Here is a 23113-nt window from a genome sequence, read left to right as displayed (position 1 = left end):
CCACGGACTTCGTTCCCCGTCACCCGTTGTACGGCACGCCTCTGACAACCGTGCCGTCGCCCCTGGGATCAGTGGCCCGGCGACAGCGCCTTGAAGGCCCTCGTCTGCTCGGTGATGGCCCGTTCGGTGGGCAGCCGCTCGACCGAGGAGGCGCCGAAGAAGCCGACGACCCCGGTGGTGTGCGCCAGGACGTAGGCGGCGTCCTCGGGTTCGGCGATGGGGCCGCCGTGACAGAGCACGAGCACGTCGGGCCTCACCCGTTTGGCGGCGTCGTGCATCTCCTGTACGGCCGCCGCCGCGCGGTCCAGGGTGAGGGCGGTACCGGCGCCGATGGCGCCCTTCGTGGTGAGGCCCACGTGCGGGACGAGGACGTCGGCCCCGGCCCGGGCCATGTCGGCGGCCTGCTCCGGGTCGAAGACGTACGGCGCGGTGAGCAGGTCGCGCTCGTGGGCGGCGCGGACCATGTCGACCTCCAGGCCGTAGCCCATCCCGGTCTCCTCCAGGTTGACCCGGAAGGTGCCGTCGTAGAGGCCGACGGTGGGAAAGTTCTGCACCCCGGCGAAGCCCATGGCCTTGAGCTCGTCCAGGAAGAGGTCCATGCGCCGGAAGGGGTCCGTGCCGCACACCCCGGCGAGGACGGGCGTGTCGCGGACCACGGGCAGGACCTCGCGGGCCATGTCCTTGACGATGGCGTTGGCGTCGCCGTAGGGGAGCAGTCCGGCGAGGGAGCCGCGGCCGGCCATCCGGTAGCGGCCGGAGTTGTAGATGATGAGGAGGTCGACGCCGCCTGCCTCGGCGCACTTGGCGGAGAGTCCGGTGCCCGCGCCGGCTCCGACGATGGGCCGGCCCTGGGCGATCTGGGCGTGCAGCCGGGCGAGTACGTCCTGACGGTTCACGAGGTCCTCCGGGGCGCGGCCGGGGCCGCGGTCATGGCCGGGGCCGGGGGTGTGTGGGCGCCGATGAGCTGGTGCAGCCGGTCGGCCATGGCGACGGCGAAGGAGGCGTCGTTGACGTGGGCGTCGAGCTCGTGGATGCGCACGCCGCTGCCGGCGACGGCGCGGCGCAGGGCGTGGAGCCCGGCGGCGTCGGCGTCCGGGTCGGCGAACGGGCCGCCGGCCACGTCGACGGCCGAGACGCCGCGGCGCGGCCAGAACACCTCGGCGGGGCCGCGGGCGGCGGCCAGCTTGCGCCCGATGCCGGCGCCGAGTTCGGCCATCTCGGCACTGGTGGTGCGCATCAGGGTGACGGTCGCGTTGTGGACGAGGAGCCGGCGTCCGGCGAAGCGCTCGGGGACGCTGGCCTCGGGCCCGAAGTTGACCATGTCGAGGGCGCCGGGGGCCACGACCTGCGGGATTCCGGCGGCGCCGGCGGCGGTCAGGCGGCGCGGGCCGGCGCTGAGCACCCCGCCGACGAGTTCGTCGGCGAGTTCGGTGGTGGTGAGGTCGAGGACGCCGTCGAGCAGGCCGTCGCGGGCCAGTTTCTCGACGGCCCGGCCGCCCGCGCCGGTGGCGTGGAAGACGAGAACCTCGTAGCCGTGTTCGGCGAGCCGGGCGCGAGCGGTGTCCACGGCGGGCGTGGTGACGCCGAACATGGTGGCCGCGACGACCTTCCGGCCGCGTCCCGCGGACCGGTCCTGGTTGCGTTCGTGGCGGCGGGCCATGCCGGCGGCCGCCGCGGCGGCGTTGCCGAGGACCTGGCGGGAGACGGAGTTGAGGCCGGCGATGTCGACGACGCTGTACATCATGGTGAGGTCGCTGCTGTCGACGTACGGCGAGACGTCGCCGCCCGCCATGGTGCTGACCAGGATCTTCGGTACGCCGATGGGCAGGGCCCGCATGGCCTGGGCGGCGATGGAGGAGCCGCCGCTGCCGGCGGCGGCGAGCACGGCGTGGGCACGGCCGCCGCGGTGCAGGTCGAGGACGACGCGGGTGAGGCCGTCGGCCATGGCGGCGACCGCCGCACCCCGGTCGCCCGCGGCGCGCAGCGCCGTCAGCTCGTGGCCGCCGGCGCGGGCGACGAGTTCGGCGGGGATGTCGGGGACGGGGATGTGCTCGGGCGGTGGCAGCACGCCGGTGTCGACGAGGAGGACGTCGGCCCCGTACTCGCGCAGCCGCTCCCGCAGCCACGCGTACTCCTCCCCCTTGGTGTCGAGTGTCCCGACCAGCACCACCGTGGCCAATGCCCTCACGCTCCCTTTCTGTGGCGGTGTCACCGATCCTCGGTCCGGGGCCCGGTCGCGGCAACGACCACTCGGGGCCGATTGGCCTGCGGGGAGGCCCGGTGGCCAAGATGGGACACATGGCCAGGATTCCCTCGACGCGATTGTCCCGACTGCTCACCGGATGGGCGTCGGAGGGGCCGGGTCCGCTGCCGCGGCGGCTCGCGGACGCGCTGCGGGAGCTCGTGGAGCGGGGGGACGTGCCGGCGGGCACGGTGCTGCCCTCGCAGCGGGAGCTGGCGGTGGTGCTGGGGGTCAGCCGGTCCACGGTGACGGCGGCGTACGGGCTTCTGGAGGGCGAGGGGCGGCTGGAGAGCGTGCGCGGCAGCGGTTCGCGGCTGCGCGGTTCCGGGGTGCTCGACCGGCACCCCATGGAGGGGCGGCTGGCCAGTTTCGACGCCCGCGCGGGGACGGCCGACCTGTCGAGCGGGGCGCTGCCGGGGCTCGGTGACGTGGCGGAGGCGGTGGGGTCGCTGGCGGCCGGGGACGTGGCGCCGTTCCTGGGGGCCGACGGCTACCACCCGTACGGGCTGCCGGAGCTGCGGGAGGGGGTCGCCGCGTACTACCGGGCGGCGGGGGTGCCGACGGAGGCGGAGGAGATCCTGGTGACGGCGGGCTCCCAGCAGGCGGTGTGGCTGGTGGCGCAGGCGCTGGTGGACCCGGGTGACACGGTGGTGGTGGAGGACCCCACGTACCGGGGCGCGCTTGAGGCACTGCGGGCGCGCGGGGCGCGGCTGGTGCCGGTGAACATCAACGAGGCGGACGAGCCGGACGGGGTGGGTGCGGCGCGGCTGCGGCGGCTGTGCGGGTCGGTGCGCCCGCGGCTCGTCTATCTGCAGCCGACGGCGCACAATCCGACGGGTCGGAGCCTGGACGAGGCGGCGCGCCGGGCGTGGCGCGGGGTGCTCGGCGAGCTGGGCCTGTTCACGGTCGAGGACACGGCGTGCGCGGAGCTGTCGCTGGACGGGGACGAGGCGGTGGTGCCGCTGGTGGCGGGGCTGCCGAGCGGGTCGACGGTGACGGTGGGCACCTTGTCGAAGCTGTTCTGGGGCGGGCTGCGGGTGGGCTGGGTGCGGTCCTCGCCGCAGGTGGTGGCCCGGCTCGCGAAGATCAAGACCTCGGTCGACCTGTCGTGCTCGGTGGTCGACCAGCTGGTGGCGGTCCGGCTGCTCGCCGGGCTGCCGGGGGCGCGGGCGCGGCGGCGCGCGGTGCTGCGGGAACGGCTCGCGACGGCGGAGGAGCTGCTGCGCGCCGAGGCGCCGGGGTGGGAGTGGACACGGCCGGCGGGCGGCCCGGCGCTGTGGGTGCGGGTGCCGGGCGCCGACACGGAGGCGACGGCGCAACTGGCGCGGCGGCGCGGTGTGTCGGTGGTGCCGGGTTCGGCGTTCTCGCCGGTGGACGGTTTCCGGGACCGGCTGCGGCTGCCGTACGCGCACGGGGTGGAGGCGCTGGCGGCGGCGCTGCCGACGCTGTTGGACTGCGCGGCCCGGAGCGGGGCGGGCGCGGGCGGCCCCGTGCGCTGAGGCACGGAACCGCCCCCGGGAGGGATGTGACGGTGTCAGGCCCCGGCCTCGGCGGCGCGCCCGGCCGCTTCGGCCCTGGCCGCGCCCTCGGCGCGACCGCGCTTGGCGGTGCGGATGGTCCACAGGACGAGCAGGCCGAGGGTGCCGTAGATGAGGACCGGGTTGGCGACGAGCATCGCCTCGACGGAGAGCGTGTACGAGAGGCCGACGCGGGCGGCGGCCTCGACGAGGTAGGCGACGCCCCAGACGATCGTCATGCGGCGCATGACGGTGCGGAAGCCCTCGAACTGCCAGAGGCCGTTCCACCAGGCGTGGCTCTCGGCGGTGCCGTCGGTGGAGAAGCGGCGCCCGAAGTAGAACATGAGGGGCTTGGGGGCGAGGAGCGTGGCCAGGCACAGTACGCCGAAGAGGCCGGTGACGGCGGAGTCCTTGACGAGCAGGGCCCGCGCCGAGTGGGTGCCGGCCAGCGAGACGACGGCGGTGAGGGCCAGGAAGAAGAGGGTGACGACGGCGAACTCGTCCATCTTCCGGTGCCAGACGAGGTGGACGACGGTGTCGAGGACGGGCCAGACGCCGCTGGCGAGCAGCGCGGCGAAGTCGCTCCAGCCGCGGTCGCTGAGCGCCCCGAAGGTGAGGACGGGTGCGACGACGTTGAGCCCGATGGTGAGCGTCCAGCCGATGGCTGTCGCGGTCGCGGAGCGGGCGGGCGCGGCTGGGCGCGGCTCTGCTGCGGACATGGTTCCCCCTGGATGAATGACCTGATCAGTGCGGTTCCCGCACCGTAGGGCGCCACGAAGAGGGCGGACAAGACAATGCCTACCAAAATGATCTTCAAGTCTTCTGAATGATCTTCAGGTGCTCCGCCGTGGGCGGCGTCCCGGCGGCCTACGGCGTGACGGAGGACGTCGGGTGCGGCCATTCCTCGGCCGGCGGGCTCCAGGTCGGGCCGGCCGGGGGTGCGAAGGGGCCGGCGCGGTTGGCCATGAGGAGCATCATCACGCCGACGAAGGCGAGGGTGACGAGGATGAGGGCGAGCCCGACCGGGTTGCGCGGGTTGTACTCGTAACGCCATCCGTACCGGCTGCGCCTGAACACCGGCTCGCGGTCGTCGTCCATCCCCGGCTCCCCCCTGTCCGATGCGCGCCAGGCTACCCTCCGCCGGCAGCGCGCGTACGGGCCGCGGATTCTCGGCCCCGGCGACCGGCTTCCGGGCCGACGCCCCGGCGCCCACGCCCCGATGCCCACGCCCCGGGCTGCGCCGTCTGTGACACACGCGACGGCCGCAGGGGGGATCTTGACGGGTTCCTGACGCCCGTCGGCGGGTTCGCCGCACCTCTCTTGCGTACGCTGACTCGGCCGCCGTCCGATCGATGGCCGAAAACCGACCAGCCCTCCGCCCGGACAGCAGGAGCCCCTCGATGCCCACGTCCTCCACCGCCCGTTCCGGTCGCCTGCGCGCCTGGATGCTGGAAGGCCTGTCCGACATGGGCAAGGGGCGGACCACCGCCCCCGAGCAGCCCGAAGGCGCCGGGCGCGAGTCCGGGATGGAGCACAAGGGCCAGCCCTGGTGGCGGGTCATGTGTCTGACCGGCGTCGACTATTTCTCGACACTCGGCTATCAGCCGGGCATCGCCGCCCTCGCGGCCGGACTGCTGTCCCCCGTCGCCACCGTCGTCCTCGTCGTCGTGACGCTCGTGGGCGCCCTGCCGGTCTACCGGCGAGTGGCCGAGGAGAGCCACCGGGGCGAGGGGTCGATCGCGATGCTGGAACGCCTGCTCTCCTTCTGGAAGGGCAAGCTGTTCGTCCTCACCCTGCTCGGCTTCGCGGCCACCGACTTCCTCATCACGATCACCCTCTCGGCCGCCGACGCCTCGACCCACCTGGTCGAGAACCCGCATCTGTCCGAGGCCCTGCACGACAAGCAGCTGCTGATCACCCTGGTGCTGGTCGCCCTGCTCGGCGCGGTCTTCCTCAAGGGCTTCCTGGAGGCCATCGGCGTCGCGGTCGCGCTCGTCGGGATCTATCTGTCCCTGAACGTGGTGGTCGTCATCACCGGCCTGTGGCACGTGCTGACCGAGGGGCACGTGGTGACGGACTGGACCACGGCGCTGACCGCGGAGCACGGCAACGTCTTCGTGATGATCGGCGTGGCCCTCCTCGTCTTCCCCAAACTGGCGCTGGGGCTCTCCGGCTTCGAGACCGGCGTGGCGGTCATGCCGCACGTCAAGGGCGACCCGGACGACACCGAGGAGAAGCCGGCGGGCCGGATCCGCGACACGAAGAAGCTGCTGACCACCGCCGCGCTCATCATGAGCGTGTTCCTGATCTCGACCAGCTTCATCACCACGGTCCTGATCCCGCAGAAGGAGTTCGAGTCCGGCGGCCAGGCCAACGGCCGCGCGCTCGCCTATCTCGCCCACGAGTACCTGGGCAACACCTTCGGCACGGTCTACGACGTCGCCACGATCGCGATCCTCTGGTTCGCGGGCGCCTCCGCGATGGCCGGACTGCTCAACCTGATGCCCCGCTACCTGCCCCGCTACGGCATGGCCCCGCACTGGGCCCGTGCCGTGCGCCCCATGGTGATCGTCTTCATCCTGGTCGCCTTCCTCGTCACGTGGATCTTCGACGCGGACGTGGACGCGCAGGGCGGGGCGTACGCGACCGGCGTCCTCGTCCTGATCTGTTCGGCGGCCATCGCGGTGACCATCGCGGCCCGCAAGGCCGGCCAGCGCGGCTGGACGATCGGCTTCGGCGTCATCTCGGCCGTCTTCCTCTACACGACCGTCGTGAACGTCATCGAGCGGCCCGACGGCGTGAAGATCGGCGCCTGCTTCATCGCCGGCATCATCCTCATCTCGCTGCTCTCCCGCCTCGGCCGCGCCTTCGAGCTGCGCGTCACCCACGTCGACCTGGACGACCTGGCCGAGCGGTTCATCCGCGACATCGCCAACCGCACCCCGCGGTTCATCGCCAACGAGCCCGACCGGCGCGACAAGGCCGAGTACCGCGAGAAGATCGAGCAGATCCGCGCGGACAACGACCTCCCCACCACCGAGGACTTCGTCTTCGTCGAGGTCACCATCACCGACCCCTCCGAGTTCGAGGCCGGCCTGACCGTGCGGGGCGAGGTCCTGCACGAGCGCTACCGCGTCCTGACCGTGGAGAGCTCCTCCGTCCCCAACGCGCTGGGCGCGCTGCTCCTGCACGCCCGCGACCTGACCGGCGTCCGCCCGCACATCTACTTCGAGTGGACCGAGGGCAACCCCTTCGCCAACTTCCTGCGCTTCTTCCTCTTCGGCCAGGGCGAGGTCGCCCCGGTCACCCGCGAGGTGCTGCGCGAGGCGGAACCCGACCGGTCCCGCCGCCCGCGCGTGCACGTGGGCTGAGGCGCCCGCTCCCGCCCGCCTTATACTCAACAAAGCGAATAGCAATATTCGCGAGTGCAGATGCGGGTGCGAGGGTGAGCGACCGGTCGTCGACGCGCGCCTGCCCCACGGACGAGAGAAGGCGGTCGGTCGCATGACGGTCCAGGCGGGCCCCCGGTACCTGCGGTACGTCGCCCTCGGGGACAGCCAGACGGAGGGCGTCGGGGACGGCGACGACGTCCGGGGGCTGCGCGGCTGGGCCGACCGGCTCGCCGGACTGGTCGCCCGGGACAGCCCGGACCTCCACTACGCCAACCTGGCCGTACGGGGCCGGCTCGCCGGACAGGTGCGGGCGGAGCAGCTCGGGCCGGCGCTCGCGCTGCGCCCGGACCTGGCGAGCGTGGTGGCGGGGGTGAACGACCTGCTGCGGCCCCGGTTCGACGCGGACGAGGTCGCCGGGCAGCTGGAGTCGATGTTCGCCGCGCTCACCGCCCAGGGCGCCCGGGTCGTGACCCTGACCTTTCCCGACCTCACCCGGCTGATCCCGGCGGCCCGCCCCGTCGCGCCCCGCATCGCCGCGATGAACGCCCGCATCCGGGAGGTCGCGCGGCCCCATGGCGTCCTCGTCGTGGAGACCGGCCACCACCCGGTCGTCACCGACCCCCGCCTGTGGAGCACCGACCGGCTGCACGCGTCGCCGCTGGGTCACGACAGGATCGCCGCCGCCGTCGCCGAGGCCCTCGGCCTCCCCGGAAGCGACGCCTCCTGGTCCCACCCGCTCCCGCCGCCCCCCGTCCGGCCGGCCACCGGCCCGCGCGCGGCCGTCGCCGAAGTCGCCTGGCTGGCCTCCTTCCTCACGCCCTGGCTGACCCGGCGGCTGCGCGGCCGCTCGTCGGGCGACGGCCGCACGGCGAAGCGACCGGCGCTGCTGCCGGTCGACGGGGGCTGATCGCGGGAGGGGGCGCGGTGGAGTGAGGCGCGCGCCCCTCGGGCGTCTCAGGGGTGCGCCTCAGGGGCGTCCCCGGGTTCCGTTCCGGGTGATCACCGATGGGCAACAGTGGCCCTCTCCAGCAGAGTTGACGGTGTCAGAACGACCAGTCGACACCGCTCCGGAGGAACCGCGATGGGCATCCGCCACACCGCCACCGCCCTGGCCCTGGCCACCGCCGTCACCGTCGGCGTCACGGCCCTGCCCGCGAACGCCGTGCCCGCCTCGGGCGCCCCCGCCGGCGCCACCATCACGGCCACGACGGCTCCGGCGCACCCCACCGTCCAGGACATCCTGAGCCGCCTCCCCGACGCCGTGGTGGCGGGTGCGCTGGTCAGACGGGACGGCGTGGGGATCACGGCCGGTCCGGTCACGCCCGACGCGCACTTCCGGATCGGCAGCGCCACCAAGGTGTTCACGAACACCGTGGTGCTCCAGCTCGCCGCCGAGCACCGCGTCGACCTCGACGCGCCGGCGCGGCGGTACGTCCCCGGGCTGATGCCCGCCGCGTACGACCGCGTGACGGTGCGCCGGCTGCTCGACCACACCAGCGGGCTGCCCAAGCCCGCCGCCACGCCCGGCCCGGACGACGGGCCCGGCTGGTGGCTGCGGTCGGTGACGCCCCAGGAGACCCTGCGCCGGTCCTTCGCGGAGGCCGCCGGCACCCCGCCCGTCGCCGGCTCCGTACAGCAGTACAACGGGCTCAACTCCCTGGTCTTGGGCCTGGTCGTCGAGCGGGTCACCGGGCGCCCCTTCGCCCACGAACTGGAGCGGCGGATCATCCGACCGCTGAGCCTGCGGCACACGAGCCTGCCCGCCGCCGACGACCTGGGCATACCCTCGCCGCACGCGCGGGTGTACGTCCGCGGGCAGGACGTCACGGAGCAGAGCCCGTACCCGTGGGCCGAGGGCGGCGTGATCTCCACCGCCGCCGACCTGGACCGCTTCCTCACCGCCCTGTTCCGGGGGAGGCTGCTCCCGCCCGCCCAACAGCGCCTGGTGTTCGAGATACCCGCGGTGCCGAGCGCCGCCGGCAACACCAACTGCGTCGGCCCGGACGCCTGCTTCAGCGTCGGCGGGCTGATGCGCTTCGAGCTCCCGAACCACGCGTACGTCTGGGGCAAGACGGGCTCGCGCCCCGGCTGGGACAACGGGTTCTTCGCCACCCGGGACCTCAGGCACCGTGTCGTGTACTCCCTGAACCCGACCGGCCAGGGCTCCCCGCTCGCCTCCATCAAGGCGCTCGTCACGGCCGCGTTCACCGACTGACGTTCATTTTACGTACGACCGTATTAGCCTTGATAGATGAAGAATGCTGCCGCTGCCGTCCGCAGAGATGTCCCGCCGGGGGCCGAGTCCCGGGTCGCCGAGCTGTACTGGGAGGCGTTCGGGCGCAAACTCGGGTCCGCGCTCGGGCCTGCCGCCAAGGGGCGGGCCTTCCTCGCGGAACACCTCCATCACGACCGCGGGCTGGTCGCCCTCGTCGACGGGGCCGTGGCCGGGGTCGCCGGATACCGGCTCGGCGGGCGCGGGCTCATGGGCGGCGGGGCGGGTGACGTGCTGTCGGCGTACGGCGCGGTGCGGGGGCTGCCGCGCCTGGCCCTGCTGGCGCTCCTGGAGCGGCGGCCCGCGGCGGGCGAGCTCGTCATGGACGGGATCGCCGTGGACGCCGGGCGGCGGGGGCTCGGCATCGGCGGGCTGCTGCTCCGCGAGGTCGTGGCGGTCGCAGCGGAGCAGGGCTGCCGGCGCGTCCGGCTCGACGTCATCGACGTCAACCCCCGGGCGCGGGCCCTCTACGAGCGGCACGGGTTCGTCGCCGTGCGGACCGAACGGACGCCGTTCCTGCGGGATCTGATGGGCTTCGGCGCCGTCACCACCATGCACCGGCCGGTCACGGGCGCCGACGCGGCGGACGCCCCGGAAGGGGGCCGGGCCCGATGAGCACCACGCCCGCACCGGCCGGACCGGCCGCGCCCCCCGTCCCCGCCGTCCCCGCCGTCCCCACCCGGATGCTGGTCCACGCCCTGGTCCGTACGGACGGCACCGTGGACGCCGGGGAGCTCTACGCGGTGGGCGGACTGCTCGGGATGAGCGACCAACAGGTCCGGCTCTGCGTCAAACGGCTGGTCGCCGAAGGGAAGTTCAGCCACGAGGGGCGCGGGCGCAAGGCCCTGCTGCGCGCGGTCGCCGACACCGACGGCGCGTTCGCCCCGGACGTGGCGTACGTCCGCCTCGCCTATGCCCAGGACCGGGGCGGCGCCCCCTGGGACGGCACCTGGCACCTCTTCGGGTTCGCGGTGCCCGAGTCCAGCCGGCCGGCCCGCGACGCGCTGCGCGACACCCTGGTCCGGCTGGGCGCGGCGCCGCTGCAGAGCGGGCTCTACGTGAGTCCCCACGCGATCGGGCCGCTCGTCGAGGCCGAGGCGGAACGGCTCGGTGTGGCCGCCGCGCTCACCCGGCTGACCAGCACCGACCTGCGGCGGGGCGCGCTCCGTGACCCGGCCGGGCTGGCCGCCGCGCTGTGGCCGCTGGACGAGGTCGCCGCGCGGTACGAGCGGGTCGCCGGGCTCGCCCGGGAGGTCCTGGACCGGCTCGCGGGGCCGTGCCCGCCGGACCGGGCGGAGCGGCTGGGGCTCAGCGTGCGGCTGGCCGCCGCGTTCGGTGAGGCCATGGAGCCCGATCCCCTGTTGCCGCCCGAACTCCTCCCCCGCCCCTGGCCGGCGGTGGCGGCCCGGGCCTCGGCCGCGGAGTGCTGGCGCGAGCTCGCGCGGATCGGGGACGAGGAGGGGGGCGCGCCCCGGCTGTTCGCGCTCTACCGGGGACTGCTCTCCGCCTGACCGGCTCGGGCGGCCCTCGGCGCCCGAACCGGTCAGCCCACGGCCGCCCGGGCGCCCGCGATGCGGGCCGGGTCCCAGCCGCGTCGGGGGACCGAGTCCAGGAGGAGGCGGGTGTAGGGGTGTTCCGGGGCGGTGAGGACGCGGGAGGTCGGGCCGGACTCGACGATGCGGCCTGAGCGGAGCACCACCAGTTCGTCGGTGATGTGGCGCACGACCGCGAGGTCGTGGGTGACGAAGAGGAAGCCGACCCCGGCCTCGCGCCTGATCCTGCCGAGGAGTTCGAGGATCTGGGCCTGGATGGAGACGTCCAGGGCGGCCACCGCCTCGTCGAGGACGAGGACCCGGGGCTCGGCGGCCAGGGCCCGGGCGATGGCGACGCGCTGCCGCTGGCCGCCGGAGAGGCGGCGCGGGAGGGCGTCGGCCTCGCGGGGGCCGAGGCCCACCTGGTCGAGGAGTTCGGCGACCCGGGCCCGCCGCGCCGCCGGGTCCAGCCTGAAGTGCAGCCGCAGCACCTCGTCCACGCAGCCACCCGCGGTGATCCGGGGGTCGAGGGAGAGGTAGGGGTCCTGGAAGACCATCTGGATCTCGCGGGCCCTGGCCAGCCGTTCGGCCCGGCCGCGGGGGCGGGCGGAGCGGTCGCGGCCGTCGAGGGTGACGGTGCCGGCGTCGGCCCGTTCGAGGCCGACGAGCATGCGCACGGTGGTGGTCTTGCCGCTGCCCGACTCGCCGACGATGCCGAGGGAGGAGCCGGGGGCGAGGGTGAAGGACACGTCGTCGACGGCGGTGTGGTCGCCGTACTCCTTGCGGAGCCCCGTGACGACCAGGCCCTCTCCCTTCACGGTGGTGGTCACAGCAGGATCCCTTCGTCGGCGCGGTGGCAGGCGGCGAGCCCCTCGCCGTGGGCGGTGAGCGCGGGTGCCTCTTCCTCGCAGCGGGGCAGGGCGTACGGGCAGCGGGCGGCGAAGTGGCAGCCCGGCGGCGCCTCGGAGACGGAGACCGGGCGGCCCTCGATGGGGCGGGGGGCCGGTGCGTCGGGCTCGATGCGCGGGGTGCAGGAGAGGAGGCCCGCGGTGTAGGGGTGGCGCGGCCGGTCGAAGAGTTCGCCGGCGGCGCGGGTCTCGACGATGCGGCCGGCGTACATCACGTACACCCGGTCGCAGATGGCCGACGCCAGTTCGAGGTCGTGCGTGACGAAGAGGAGTCCGGTGCCGCGTTCGGCCTGCAGGCGGGTGAGGATCGCGATGATCTCGGCCTGGGTGGTGACGTCGAGGGCGGTGGTGGGCTCGTCGGCGACGATCAGCGCCGGGTCGCCCGCGAGGGCGGCGGCGATGACGACGCGCTGGAGCATGCCGCCGGAGAACTCGTGCGGGCGGCGGCGCAGGGCGCCGCGCGGGTCGCGGATGCCGACGGCGTCGAGGAGTTCCTCGGCGCGGGCGGTGGCCTTGGCGGCGGGGGTGCCGGCGGCCCGCAGGCCCTCGGTGACGAAGTCGCCCACGCGGCGCAGCGGGTTGACGGAGGCGCGCGGGTCCTGGAAGACCATGGAGACCTCGCGGGCCCGGACGGAGGAGAGTCCGGCCCGGTCCATCGTGAGGACGTCGCGTCCTCCGACGCGGATCTCGCCGGTGGTGCGGGCGCCGCCGGGCAGCAGGCCGAGGACGCTGCGGCAGGCGACGGACTTGCCCGAGCCGGACTCGCCGACGAGGCCGACGGTCTCGCCGCGGGCGACGGTCAGGGAGACGCCGTCGAGGAGGGGCCGGGCGGCCTGGCCTTCGGGGAGGCTCAGGGTGAGCCGGTCGATCTCCAGGACGGGCCGGGCGTCGTTGCGGGTGTTGCTGGTGTTGCTGGTGTTGCTCATGGGGGTCACCGCTCCCGCTTCGCGATCCGGTCGGCGATGCCCTCGCCGACGATGCCGAACGCCACGACGGCGAGGACGATGCAGACGGACGGCGCGAGCGCGGGCAGCATCGCGCCCTGCTGGATCGCCGACTGGCCCTCGTTGATCATGGCGCCCCAGTCGGCGGTCGGCGGCTGGACGCCGAAGCCGAGGAAGGAGAGCGCGGCGAGGTCCATCAGCGCGTAGCCGAAGTTCATCGCCGACTGGGCGAGGAGGGTGGGGGTGATGTTGGGCAGCAGGTGGCGCAGGCAGATGGTCCAGCCGGACCAGCCCTGCACCCGGTAGGACTCGATGTACGGGCGGGCCTTCTCCTGGCGGGCGATGCCGCGGACCAGGCGTCCGACGTACGGGGTGTAGGCGACGGCCATGGCGATGACGGGCGCGGTCATGCCGGAGCCGACGACCGCCACCAGCATGATCGCGAGGAGCAGGCCGGGGATGGCGAAGACCAGGTCCATGGACCGGGAGAGGAAGGCGTCCGCCCAGCCGCCGCGCCAGCCGGCGACGACGCCGAGCACGGTGCCCAGGAGGGTGGAGACGGCGACGACGAGGAGCGGGCCGAGGAGTCCGGTGCGGGCGCCGTACATGAGCCGGGACAGGATGTCGCGGCCGGACTGGTCGGTGCCGAGGAGGTGGTCGCCGCTGGTGCCGACGAGGCTCGACGTGAGGTCCATCGCCTCGGGGTCGTACGGGGCGAGGAGCGGGGCCAGCGCGGTGACGAGCACGAGGGCGACGAGGAGGAGCACGGCCGCGTTGAACATCGGGCCCTGGCCGAGCGCCCGCAGGCGGCGCAGGCCGGGCCGGCGGCGCAGCGCGTCCGTGGGGCCGGCCGCCCCGGGGCTTGCGGTGAGGGTCATGAGGTGCCTTCCCCGAGGAGGGTGAGCCGGGGGTCGATGAGGGGGGCGCAGAGGTCGACGACCAGGTTGACGAGGACGAAGGCCGCGACGCTGAGCAGGGTGATGGCCTGGACGACCGCGAAGTCCTTGGCGCTGACGGACTGCACGAGGAGCGAGCCGATGCCGGGCACGTCGAAGGCGGTCTCGACGACGGAGGTGGTGACGAGGAGTCCGGCGAGCATGGTGCCGCCGACGGTCACGACCGGTCCGAGGCTGTTGCGCAGGACGTGCCGGCGGACCACGGTGCGGCCGGCGACGCCGCGGGCGCGGGAGACGTCCACGTGTTCGCGGCCGAGTTCGTCGAGCATCGCCGAGCGGGTGACGCGGGCGAGGAGTCCGGCGAAGGTGGTGGCGAGGGCGAAGGCCGGCAGCGTGAGGTAGTAGAGGCGTTCGCCGAGTCCTTCCGGGGTGCCGCCGGGTCCGGGGAACCAGCCGAGGTTCACGGAGAACAGCGAGACCAGGGCGATGGCGCTGACGAACGAGGGGGTGGCGGTGGCGACGCCGGTCGCGATGAGGACCAGCCGGTCGAGGAAGCCGGGGCGCAGCGCGGCCAGCATGCCCGCCGCCACGCCGCCGACGGCGACGAGGACGGCGGAGTAGCCGACGAGCAGCACGGTGCCGGTGAGCCGGGAGCCGAGCAGGGCCGAGACGTCCTGGTGGTACTGGGCGGAGCGCCCGAAGTCGCCGTGGAGCGCGCCGCCGAGCCACTTGGCGTACTGGACGGCGAGCGGGTCGTCGAGGTGGTACTCGGCGCGCAGCGCGGCGACGGTCTCGGGGGTGGCCGGGCGGCCGTGCAGCAGGAAGGAGACCGGGTCACCGGGGGCGAGGTGGACGCTGGCGAACACCACGAAGGAGGTGACCAGGAGGACGGCGAGGAGTCCGGCGAACCGGCCGAGGAAGTAGCGGAGCATGCCGTTCATCAGGAGGCGGCACCGATCGTCGCGGCCCAGGGGTAGTACAGCTGGGCGATGCCGGTGGGGGCGCCGGTGATGCGGTTGCCGAGGAAGACCGAGAACGGGGCCTCGTAGATCGGGATGCTGGGCAGCTCGCGGACCGCGATCTTCTGGAGTTCGGCGGTCAGGTCGGAGCGGGCGCCCGGGTCGACGGCGGTGTTGGCGCGGTCGAAGGCGGCGTCGTAGACGGGGTCGGACCAGTTGCCGTAGTTCCCGAAGTCGCCGGTGCGGAAGTACTGGTAGAACTCCAGCGGGTCCGGGGTGTTGTCGTAGCCGTTGGTGATGACCAGGTCGAGTCCCTTGCGGGCGTTCTTGTCGACGAAGATGCTGCTGTACGCCTCGGGCGAGACGGACTTGAGCTGGACGTCGAGGCCGATCTGGCGGCCGGCGGCCTGGACGGCGTTGGCGACGACGCTGATCTCGGGGGCGAGGGTGCTGGTCACCAGGGTGACCTTCTTGCCGGTGGCGCCGGCCTGGTCCACGAGCTCCTTCGCGGCGGCGACGTCGTAGACGGGCTCGGGCAGCTCGGCGAAGTACTTGTCGGTGCGCTCGGGGAGGAGCGACCAGGCGCCGCGCGCGGTGGGGGCCTTGGCGGGGATGCCGATGCCTCCGGCGGCGGCCTTGATGATGTTCTTGCGGTCGAGCGCCATGGACAGCGCCTGGCGGACCTTCAGGTCGCCGAGGGTGCCCTTGAAGTCGAGGACCGCGAGGTTGGCGGCGGCCGTGTTGGGGCCGAAGTACAGCTTGCCCTTGTTGGACGAGCGCAGCTGCGCGAGGGAGGACGAGGGGACCATGTAGCCGCCGTCGGCGGTGCCGGACAGGAAGGTGTTGGTCCGGGCGGAGGGGTCCTCGACGAAGGTGAAGCGGACCGTGTCGGTCTTCGGGGTGAGCTTCTTGTCCCAGTACCCGGGGTGCTTCTTGAGGGTGATGGACTCGCCCTGCTGCCACTTCTCCAGCGCGTAGGGGCCGGTGCAGTTGACCTTGCCGCCGGGGACGCCGTACTCCTTGCCGGTCTTCGCGAGGAAGGCGGCGCTCTCGATGGTGCCGGGCGAGGCGGCCATGAGCTCGTTGAGGAGCACGTCGGGCTTGCTGAGCCGGAGGGTGACCTGGAGGGGTCCGGTCTTCTCGATCGCCTTGACGTTCTTGAAGGCGGAGCCCCAGGGGGAGCCGGTGGCCGGGTCCATCTGGCGCTTGAGGGAGGCGACCACGTCGTCGGCGGTCATGGTGGTGCCGTCGTGGAACCGGACTCCGGGGCGCAGGGTGTACACCCACGACGTCGGGTCGGGGTTCTCCCACTTGACGGCGAGACCGGGCTCGATCTTCAGGTCGGGGGTGACCCGCAGGAGCTGCTCGCAGACGTTGGCGAGGACGGTGTTCGGCGGGTAGTCGAAGGCCTGGGCGTAGTCGAGCGTGTACGGCTCGGCGTACAGCGACCACGTCAGGGAGGACAGCCGGCCCTTCGCCGCGGGGGAGGTCGGCGTGACCGTGTACGCGGCGGCGTCGCCGCCCGGCTTGGTGGCGCCGGAGCAGCCGGTCGCCGCGAGGGCGAGGGCCGAGGTACAGGCGAGGGCTGCGAGGAGTCTGGGCGTGCGCAAGGAGACCCACCCCTTTACGGGTGTAGAGACGTGCACTGGGGATGGTGGGGGATGGAGCGAGTATTGATGCGGGAACGTTCCCGCACAAGACTTTGCGGGAACGGTTTTGCAATGGTCACGGAGGTGGCAGCATCGGGCTGTGACCACACGTGAACAGTTCGGAGGGCATGCCGGTGACAGGCCCGGCGGACCCGGCGCACGACCGCCCGGACCCCGGGTGCGGCTCATCGACGTGGCCCGTGAGGCCGGTCTCTCGAAGACGACCGTCTCCGCGGCGCTGAACGGCACCGGGCGCCTCTCCCCCGAGGTGCGGGAGAGGGCGCGCGAGACCGCGCGACGGATGGGCTACCGCCCCAACGCCACCGCCCGGCAGCTGCGCGCCGGGCGGGCCCGGCTGATCGGCTACGTCGTGGGCGAGTTCGCCGGCCGGCCCTGGACCTACCTGGACTCGCCGTACTTCGCCCGGCTGACGAGCGCGACCGCCGCCGCCGCCCTGCGGCACGGCTACGCGATGGTGATGCTGCCCGCGGGGACCTTGCAGCGGGAGTGGGCCGACCTGCCCCTGGAGGCGGTGATCGTCGCCGACCCCGTCGAGGACGATCCCCTCGTCGAGGACTTCCTCGCCGCCCGCATCCCGGTCTTCAGCGACGCGTCGGTCGCGGACCGGACCGGCGCGCACTGGGTCGACATCGACACGGACGCCGCCGTACGGGACTCCCTGGACCACCTGCGGGAGCGGGGGGCCCGGCGGACCGCGCTCGTCCTGCCGGACAGCACGACCCGCTTCCACCGGCACGTCCACGCCGCCTACCGCGCCTGGTGCGCCCGGCACGGCGCCGAGGAGCTGGTCACCCTGGTGCCCACCCCCGGCAACGGGCCGGTGATCCGGTCCGTCGAGGAGGCCCTGGGCGCCGAGCCCCGGCCGGACGGGCTGTTCGTCGTGGCCGAGGCCAGCCCGCCGCTGGTCCTGGACGCGGCGCGGCGGCTCGGCCTCGCGGTGCCCGGGGACGTGCGGGTGGTGTGCGTCAGCGAGGACAGCACCGCCGCCCACGCCGACCCGCCAGTCACCACGCTGAGCCTGCGCCCGGCCGAGGTCGCCGAGGCGGGTCTGAAGCTGCTCGTCTCCGCCTTGGAGGACGGCGGCGGCACCCCTCCGGGTGTGCTGCTCACCGCGCGGCTGGAGGTGCGGGACTCGTCGTGACGGCCGCCGGGCTCCGGCCCGGCCGCCGCCGGGTGCCGTGACGACCGCCCGGGGCGCGCGGCACCCCGCGACCCCGCGCGGCGCCGCCCGTCGTTCCCGTCCGACCGTCACGGCTCCCCCTAGCCCGCGTACACGCGGGTGCCGCCGACGAAGGTCTGCTCCACCCGGGCCTCGGCGATCTCCTCGTCCGGACCGGTGAGGATGTCGCGGTCGAGGACGACGAGGTCCGCGAGGTACCCGGCGCGCAGGCTGCCGGCCTCGTCGTGACCGCCGACGTGCGCGGAGCCCGCGGTGTAGGCGGCCAGCGCGGTGCTGAGGTCGAGGCGCTGCTCGGGCAGGAAGACCCGGCCGTCGGTGGCGCCGGGCTCGGCCCGGTTGACGGCCACGTGCAGACCGGCGAGCGGGTCGGGGCTGCTGACCGGCCAGTCGCTGCCGGCCACCAGGGTGGCGCCGGCCCGGACCAGGTCGCCGAACGGGTACTGCCAGGCGGCGCGCTCGGGGCCGAGGAACGGGATCGTCAGCTCGTCCATCTGCGGCTCGTGCGCGGCCCACAGCGGCTGGATGTTGGCCAGCGCGCCGAGCCGGGCGAAACGGGCGATGTCCTCGGGGTGCACGACCTGGAGGTGGGCCAGGTGGTGGCGGTTGCCGCGCCGCCCGTTGGCCTCGATCGCGGCCTCGACGGCGTTCAGGGCCTCGCGGACGGCACGGTCGCCGAGCGCGTGGAAGTGCACCTGGAAGTCGAGGGCGTCGAGCTCGGTGACGTAGCCGCGCAGCGCCTCGGGGTCGACGAAGCTGAGTCCGGTGTTCGCCGTGGCGCAGCCGCAGGCGTCGAGGTAGGGGCTGGTCATGGCGGCGGTGAAGTTCTCGGCGACGCCGTCCTGCATGATCTTCACCGAGCCGGCCCGGAAGCGCCCGTGGCTCGACTTCGCGCGCCGCTCGACGAGTTCGGGGATCTGCTCGGCGCCGCGGGCCCGGTCCCACCACAGCGCGCCGCTGACCCGCGCGGTGAGGGAGCCGTCGCGGGCGGCGGCGAGATAGGCGTCGGAGGGGTCGGAGATCCCGCTGAAGGAGCCGAGGAGGGCGTCCTGCCAGCCGGTGATGCCGAGCGAGTGCAGCATCGCCTGGGCGCGCAGCAGTCCGTCGGTCCGGTCGGCCGCGGTGCTCGGCGGGACGAGCCGCTGGACGAGCGCGACCGCGCCCTCCTGGAGGACGCCGCTCGGGGTCCCGTCGGCCTCGCGCTCGATGCGGCCGTCGGCCGGGTCGGGCGTCTCGGCGGTGATCCCGGCGAGCTCCAGGGCGCGGGAGTTGACCCAGGCGCCGTGGTGGTCGCGGTTGGCCAGGAGCACGGGCCGGTCGGCGACCAGCTCGTCGAGCAGGTGCCGGGAGGGCAGTCCGCCCTCGAAGCTCTCCATCGACCAGCCGCCGCCGGTGATCCAGGGGCGGTCGGGGTGCTCGGCCGCGTAGCTGCCGATGATCCGCAGGTAGTCGTCGACGCCCGTGGTGCCGGTGAGGTCGCACTGGGCCATCTCCATCCCGCCGGAGACGGCGTGGATGTGGGCGTCCTGGAAGCCCGGGATCAGCAGCTTGCCGGCCAGGTCGACGACTTCGGTACGCGGCCCGATCAGGCCGCGGACCTCGTCGTGGCCGACGGCGATGATCCGCTCGCCGACGACGGCGAGGGAGGTGGCCCGGGTACGGGCGGGGTCGCCCGTGAAGACGGGGCCACCGGTGAAGACCAGGTCGGCCGTGCTCATGTACGTACTCCTGGGAAGGTGAGGGGGCCGGGGCCGATGCCGCCCCGGGCCGCCGGACGGGCCCCGAGGCGGGGCCGGTGCGAGGGGCGTCATGCAACCGCTGTGACGGTTCACACGTCAAGGGCGTTGTCATAAGGTCGCGGCATGGCCGAACGAGTGGTGCCGGAGAACCGGCGACAGCGCAGGCGCCCCACCAAGCAGGGCACCGTCCTTTCCGAGCGGATCATCATCGAGACCGCGCTGCGGCTCGTCGCCCAGCACGGAGCGGAAGCCCTGTCGGTGCGGCGGCTCGGCGCCGCGCTGGGCGCCGACCCGAGCGCGCTGTACCGCTACTTCCGCAACACCGACGACCTGCTCCTGGCCCTCGCCGACGAGCTGATCGGCGTGGCGCAGCGGGGCTGGCGGGCGACCGGCGACTGGCGGGCCGACCTGCGGGACATCGCCCTGCGCATCCACGCCGCCTACCTGGCCAACCCGCAGGCGGCGGTGCTCGCGGCCCATCGCACGACCGGGCGCGAGCACGAGACCCGGGCGGTGGAGGCGATCCTCTCGGTGCTGCGCGGGGCCGGCTTCCCGGACGCGGAGGCGGTGCGGATCTACCACGCGTTCGTCGACCAGGCGCTCGCCTTCGCGGCCCTGGACGCGGCCGCCCTCGCCCTGCCGGAGCCCGCCCGGGAGGCGGACGAGCAGGTCTGGCACGCGGCCTACGGGAAGCTCTCGGCCACCACACACCCGCATGTCGCCGCGACGTTTCCGCTGCTCGCGGCGGACATGAGCGAGAGCGGGCATCCGTTCGCGCTGGAACTGATGCTGGACGCGGTCGGCGCCCGGCTCGCCGCGCGGGGCACGGGGTGAGCGGGGCGGACGGGACGGGGTGAGTGGGGCGGGGTGAGTGGAGCGGACGGGACGGGGTGAGCGGGGCCTGCGGGGCCGGGTCGATGGCATGGTCTCTTGCGCCCTTACGTCAACACCATTGACGCAAAATCGCCTGGCCGGTTCTCATGGCGGCACTTCGGAGGCCCGTACCTCCGCGATCCGAAGGAGCCCCGCCCCATGGACCCCGTGCACTCGCTCCGCGACGCCTCGCCCACCCCGTTCTGGCTGGACCACCCGAGCAGGCCGCAGGCCTCGCCGGCCCTCGTCGGCCCCACCGACTGCGACCTGCTGGTCGTCGGCGGCGGCTACACCGGGCTGTGGACCGCGCTGATCGCCAAGGAGCGCGACCCGTCCGCCGACGTGGTCGTCATCGAGGCGGACCAGGTCGGCGGCGCCGCCTCCGGCCGCAACGGCGGCTTCTGCGAGTCGAGCCTCACCCACGGCCTCGGCAACGGCATCGCGCGCTGGCCGGACGAGATCGGGCGCCTGGAGCGCCTCGGCCGGGAGAACCTGCGGGCCATGCAGGACACGATCGAGCGGTACGGGATCGACTGCGACTGGGAGCGCACCGGCTCCCTCGCCGTGGCGACCGAGCCGTACCAGCTCGACGGCCTGGCGGAGGAGGCCGAGGCCGCCCAGCGGTACGGCGGGGAGCTGACCATGCTCGACGAGTCCGCCGTCCGCGCCGAGATCGACTCCCCGACCTTCCTCGGCGGACTGTGGAACAAGGACGACGTGGCCATGGTCGACCCCGCCAAGCTGGCCTGGGGTCTGAAGCGGGCCTGCCAGGAACTGGACGTCCGCGTCTACGAGCACACCCCGGGGACCGGGCTCTCCGAGGACGGCGCCCGGGTAGCCGTCACCACCCCGTACGGCCGGGTGCGCGCCCGCCGGGTCGCGCTGGCCACCAACGCGTACCCCTCCCTGCTGCGCCGGCACCGCCCGTACACCGTCCCGGTCTACGACTACGCCCTGATGACCGAACCTCTGACGGACGCTCAGCTCGCCTCCGTGGGCTGGAAGAACCGGCAGGGCTGGGCCGACTGCGCCAACAGCTTCCACTACGTGCGCCTGTCCGCCGACAACCGGATCCTGTGGGGCGGCTACGACGCTGTCCACCGTCGCGCCGTGCGGGCCGAGCACGACCAGCGGCCCGAGTCCTTCGTGACCCTCGCGCGGCACTTCTTCGGGACCTTCCCGCAGCTCGCCGGGGTGCGCTTCAGCCACGCCTGGGGCGGTGCCATCGACACCAGCACGCGCTTCTGCGTCTTCTTCGACACCAGCCACCGGGGCAAGGTCGCCTACGCGGCCGGCTACACGGGCCTGGGCGTCGGCGCCACCCGCTTCGGCGCGGAGGTCATGCTCGACCTGCTGGCCGGAGAGCGCACCGAGCGCACCTCCCTGGAGCTCGTCCGCCGCAAGCCGCTGCCGTTCCCGCCCGAGCCGATGCGCTCGGTGGGCATCGGGATCACCCAGTGGGCCCTCGCCCGCGCCGACGCCCACGAGGGCCGCCGCAACCTGTGGCTGCGGACCCTGGACCGCGCCGGACTCGGCTTCGGCAGCTGACGGGGGCGCACCACCCTCACTACCTACGTCACTTGCACCGCCTGCGTCTCTTGCACCACCCGCGCCACCCGCGCCACCCGCATCACCTGGGCCCCCCACGCCACCCGCACCCCGTGCATCACCGCCGAGGAGGCCCCTGTTGAAGTCCCCCGACACCGCCCCGCCCACCGCCACGAGACCCGGAGCCGGGTCCGGCGGTGGGTTGCGCCGGCTGCTGCCGCTGCTCACGCTCGCCCACGCGGCCCTGTTCACGGTCTACATGGGCGTCGGCGGCATCCTGCTGCCGGTGCAGGTCGAACTCCTCGACCCGGCCGACAAGGTGGCGAACCTGGGGCTGGTCTCCGGGGTGGCCGCGATCCTCGCGACCCTGTTCAACCCGCTGGCCGGTCTGCTGTCCGACCGTTCCGGCCGGCGGAGTCCGTGGATCCTGGGCGGCGGTCTCGCGGCCCTCGGCGCGCTGAGCCTGCTCGGCGCCGTGCGGACCGTGCTGCTCGTGACCGTCGCCTGGTGCCTCGTCCAGGCGACGATGAACGTCTACCAGGCCGCGCTCACCGCGATCGTGCCCGACCGGGTGCCGGTCGAACGGCGCGGTCTCGCCTCGGCGATGGTGGGGATCGGCACCCCGATCGGCTCGGCGGTCGGCATCACCGGCGCCGCGCTCTTCGTGCCGGACTCGCTGACGACGGGCTACCTCGTCATGGGCGCGGTCGTCGCGGGCGCGGCCGTCCTCTTCACCGCTCTCGTGCGGGACCGCGGGAAGGCCGCCCCGGCCGCGCCGGTACCGCTGCGGCGGCAGATCACGGCCTTCGCCTCCACGCCGGCGAACGCGGACTTCCGCTGGGCGTTCATCGGGCGCTTCCTGCTGATGCTGGGCTTCTTCTCCGTCTCCCTCTACCAGCTGTACATCCTCCAGGACCACATCACCCTGCCCGCCGGGCTCTCCCCCACCGACGCCGTCGCGATCACCGCCCCCATCGACGCCGTGTGCACCCTGCTCGCCACGGTCGCCGGCGGTCTGCTCTCCGACCGCATGGGCCGGCGCAAGCCGATGATCGCGGTGTCCTGCGCGCTGAGCGGCGTGTCGATGCTGGTGCCGGTGTTCCTGCCGACGTGGACCGGCATGCTGGTCTTCACGGTCCTCACCGCGCTGGCCTTCGGCTGCTTCATGGCGGTGGACACGGCCCTGGTCACGATGGTCCTGCCGAGCGCCGACGACGCGGCCCGTGACCTGGGCGTCCTCAACATCGCCAACGCGGGGCCGCAGATCATCGCCCCGTTCCTGGCCTCGCTCCTCGTCGGCACGCTCGGCTATGACGGCCTGTACGTCGTGGCGGCCCTGCTCACGCTGCTCGGCGCGGCCTCGGTCGCGGGGATCAAGGGCGTGCGCTGACGGCGCGGGCGTGCGCAAGCGCGTCCATGGGGGGCGGAGGTGGAACCCGGTGGC

The 23113-nt window shown here is 73.9% G+C and carries 20 protein-coding genes; 10 read left to right on the top strand and 10 right to left on the bottom strand.

Translation table 11 applies throughout. The features are described 5' to 3' along the window. Window positions 1-68: 68 nt before the first annotated feature. A complete protein-coding gene (locus tag AB0Q96_RS13265; RefSeq protein WP_365324706.1) occupies window positions 69-896 on the bottom strand; it encodes a phosphoenolpyruvate hydrolase family protein in 828 nt (275 codons plus the stop codon). Further along, the gene (locus AB0Q96_RS13260) at window positions 893-2179 is read right to left on the bottom strand and encodes a Tm-1-like ATP-binding domain-containing protein (RefSeq protein ID WP_365324762.1); all 1287 of its coding nucleotides are present in this window, start codon (window positions 2177-2179) and stop codon (window positions 893-895) included. Before AB0Q96_RS13260 ends, AB0Q96_RS13265 begins: the two co-directional genes overlap by 4 nt. 119 nt (window positions 2180-2298) lie before the next feature. Between AB0Q96_RS13260 and AB0Q96_RS13255 the strand changes: the two genes are divergently transcribed. Continuing rightward, entirely contained in the window at window positions 2299-3741 is a 1443-nt protein-coding gene (locus AB0Q96_RS13255) for a PLP-dependent aminotransferase family protein (RefSeq protein ID WP_365324704.1), read from the top strand. Between the two features lie 35 nt (window positions 3742-3776). Here the strand turns inward: AB0Q96_RS13255 and AB0Q96_RS13250 are convergent, their stop codons facing one another. Continuing rightward, window positions 3777-4478, bottom strand: coding sequence for a VC0807 family protein (locus tag AB0Q96_RS13250; protein ID WP_365324702.1), 702 nt, complete (start codon window positions 4476-4478; stop codon window positions 3777-3779). Window positions 4479-4626: 148 nt separating this feature from the next. After that, on the bottom strand, window positions 4627-4857 hold the full coding sequence (locus tag AB0Q96_RS13245; RefSeq protein WP_365324700.1) for a hypothetical protein: 231 nt from the start codon (window positions 4855-4857) through the stop codon (window positions 4627-4629). 302 nt (window positions 4858-5159) lie between these two features. Between AB0Q96_RS13245 and AB0Q96_RS13240 the strand changes: the two genes are divergently transcribed. The 5 genes from AB0Q96_RS13240 to AB0Q96_RS13220 all read left to right on the top strand — a co-directional run bounded on the left by AB0Q96_RS13240 (window position 5160) and on the right by AB0Q96_RS13220 (window position 10934). Beyond that, a complete protein-coding gene (locus AB0Q96_RS13240) occupies window positions 5160-7130 on the top strand; it encodes an amino acid transporter (RefSeq protein ID WP_365324698.1) in 1971 nt (656 codons plus the stop codon). A gap of 133 nt (window positions 7131-7263) precedes the next feature. Next, window positions 7264-8058 carry an SGNH/GDSL hydrolase family protein gene (locus tag AB0Q96_RS13235; protein ID WP_365324696.1) on the top strand — a complete coding sequence of 265 codons (795 nt, stop codon included), beginning with the start codon at window positions 7264-7266 and terminating at the stop codon, window positions 8056-8058. A gap of 174 nt (window positions 8059-8232) precedes the next feature. After that, window positions 8233-9366: a serine hydrolase domain-containing protein gene (locus AB0Q96_RS13230; RefSeq protein WP_365324694.1), complete on the top strand. Its 1134-nt coding sequence runs from the start codon at window positions 8233-8235 to the stop codon at window positions 9364-9366. Window positions 9367-9402: 36 nt separating this feature from the next. Then, a complete protein-coding gene (locus AB0Q96_RS13225) occupies window positions 9403-10038 on the top strand; it encodes a GNAT family N-acetyltransferase (protein WP_365324692.1) in 636 nt (211 codons plus the stop codon). Then, window positions 10035-10934 (top strand): PaaX family transcriptional regulator C-terminal domain-containing protein, encoded by a 900-nt coding sequence (locus tag AB0Q96_RS13220; protein ID WP_365324690.1) that lies wholly within the window; start codon window positions 10035-10037, stop codon window positions 10932-10934. Before AB0Q96_RS13225 ends, AB0Q96_RS13220 begins: the two co-directional genes overlap by 4 nt. Window positions 10935-10966: 32 nt before the next feature. On the opposite strand, the gene AB0Q96_RS13215 is transcribed toward AB0Q96_RS13220, so the two are convergent. Genes AB0Q96_RS13215 through AB0Q96_RS13195 form a run of 5 tightly spaced genes read right to left on the bottom strand, consistent with a single transcriptional unit; the run spans window position 10967 to window position 16272 of the window. Beyond that, the gene (locus AB0Q96_RS13215; protein ID WP_365324760.1) at window positions 10967-11773 is read right to left on the bottom strand and encodes an ATP-binding cassette domain-containing protein; all 807 of its coding nucleotides are present in this window, start codon (window positions 11771-11773) and stop codon (window positions 10967-10969) included. An 8-nt stretch (window positions 11774-11781) separates the two neighbouring features. Further along, a complete protein-coding gene (locus AB0Q96_RS13210) occupies window positions 11782-12789 on the bottom strand; it encodes an ABC transporter ATP-binding protein (protein ID WP_365324688.1) in 1008 nt (335 codons plus the stop codon). Window positions 12790-12794: 5 nt separating this feature from the next. Next, complete coding sequence (locus AB0Q96_RS13205; RefSeq protein ID WP_365324686.1) at window positions 12795-13685, bottom strand: ABC transporter permease; 891 nt, start codon at window positions 13683-13685, stop codon at window positions 12795-12797. Beyond that, window positions 13682-14635 carry an ABC transporter permease gene (locus tag AB0Q96_RS13200; RefSeq protein WP_365324757.1) on the bottom strand — a complete coding sequence of 318 codons (954 nt, stop codon included), beginning with the start codon at window positions 14633-14635 and terminating at the stop codon, window positions 13682-13684. Before AB0Q96_RS13200 ends, AB0Q96_RS13205 begins: the two co-directional genes overlap by 4 nt. Window positions 14636-14643: 8 nt before the next feature. Further along, window positions 14644-16272 carry an ABC transporter substrate-binding protein gene (locus AB0Q96_RS13195; RefSeq protein WP_365324684.1) on the bottom strand — a complete coding sequence of 543 codons (1629 nt, stop codon included), beginning with the start codon at window positions 16270-16272 and terminating at the stop codon, window positions 14644-14646. A 139-nt stretch (window positions 16273-16411) separates the two neighbouring features. Between AB0Q96_RS13195 and AB0Q96_RS13190 the strand changes: the two genes are divergently transcribed. Beyond that, window positions 16412-17473, top strand: a complete 1062-nt coding sequence (locus AB0Q96_RS13190; RefSeq protein ID WP_365324682.1) for a LacI family DNA-binding transcriptional regulator — start codon at window positions 16412-16414, stop codon at window positions 17471-17473. A gap of 119 nt (window positions 17474-17592) precedes the next feature. Here AB0Q96_RS13190 and AB0Q96_RS13185 read toward each other — a convergent pair whose 3' ends face one another. Continuing rightward, a complete protein-coding gene (locus AB0Q96_RS13185) occupies window positions 17593-19227 on the bottom strand; it encodes an amidohydrolase (protein ID WP_365324680.1) in 1635 nt (544 codons plus the stop codon). 144 nt (window positions 19228-19371) lie between these two features. Between AB0Q96_RS13185 and AB0Q96_RS13180 the strand changes: the two genes are divergently transcribed. The 3 genes from AB0Q96_RS13180 to AB0Q96_RS13170 all read left to right on the top strand — a co-directional run bounded on the left by AB0Q96_RS13180 (window position 19372) and on the right by AB0Q96_RS13170 (window position 23059). After that, entirely contained in the window at window positions 19372-20082 is a 711-nt protein-coding gene (locus AB0Q96_RS13180) for a TetR/AcrR family transcriptional regulator (RefSeq protein WP_365324678.1), read from the top strand. Window positions 20083-20280: 198 nt separating this feature from the next. After that, the gene (locus AB0Q96_RS13175; RefSeq protein WP_365324676.1) at window positions 20281-21669 is read left to right on the top strand and encodes an FAD-dependent oxidoreductase; all 1389 of its coding nucleotides are present in this window, start codon (window positions 20281-20283) and stop codon (window positions 21667-21669) included. Window positions 21670-21808: 139 nt separating this feature from the next. Continuing rightward, complete coding sequence (locus AB0Q96_RS13170) at window positions 21809-23059, top strand: MFS transporter (RefSeq protein WP_365324674.1); 1251 nt, start codon at window positions 21809-21811, stop codon at window positions 23057-23059. Window positions 23060-23113 lie beyond the last annotated feature (54 nt).

Source organism: Streptomyces sp. NPDC093111 (assembly GCF_040683955.1).
Classification (GTDB): domain Bacteria; phylum Actinomycetota; class Actinomycetes; order Streptomycetales; family Streptomycetaceae; genus Streptomyces.
Note: the sequence above shows the minus strand (reverse complement) of the source record. Positions and strands in the feature narration are given on the sequence as shown.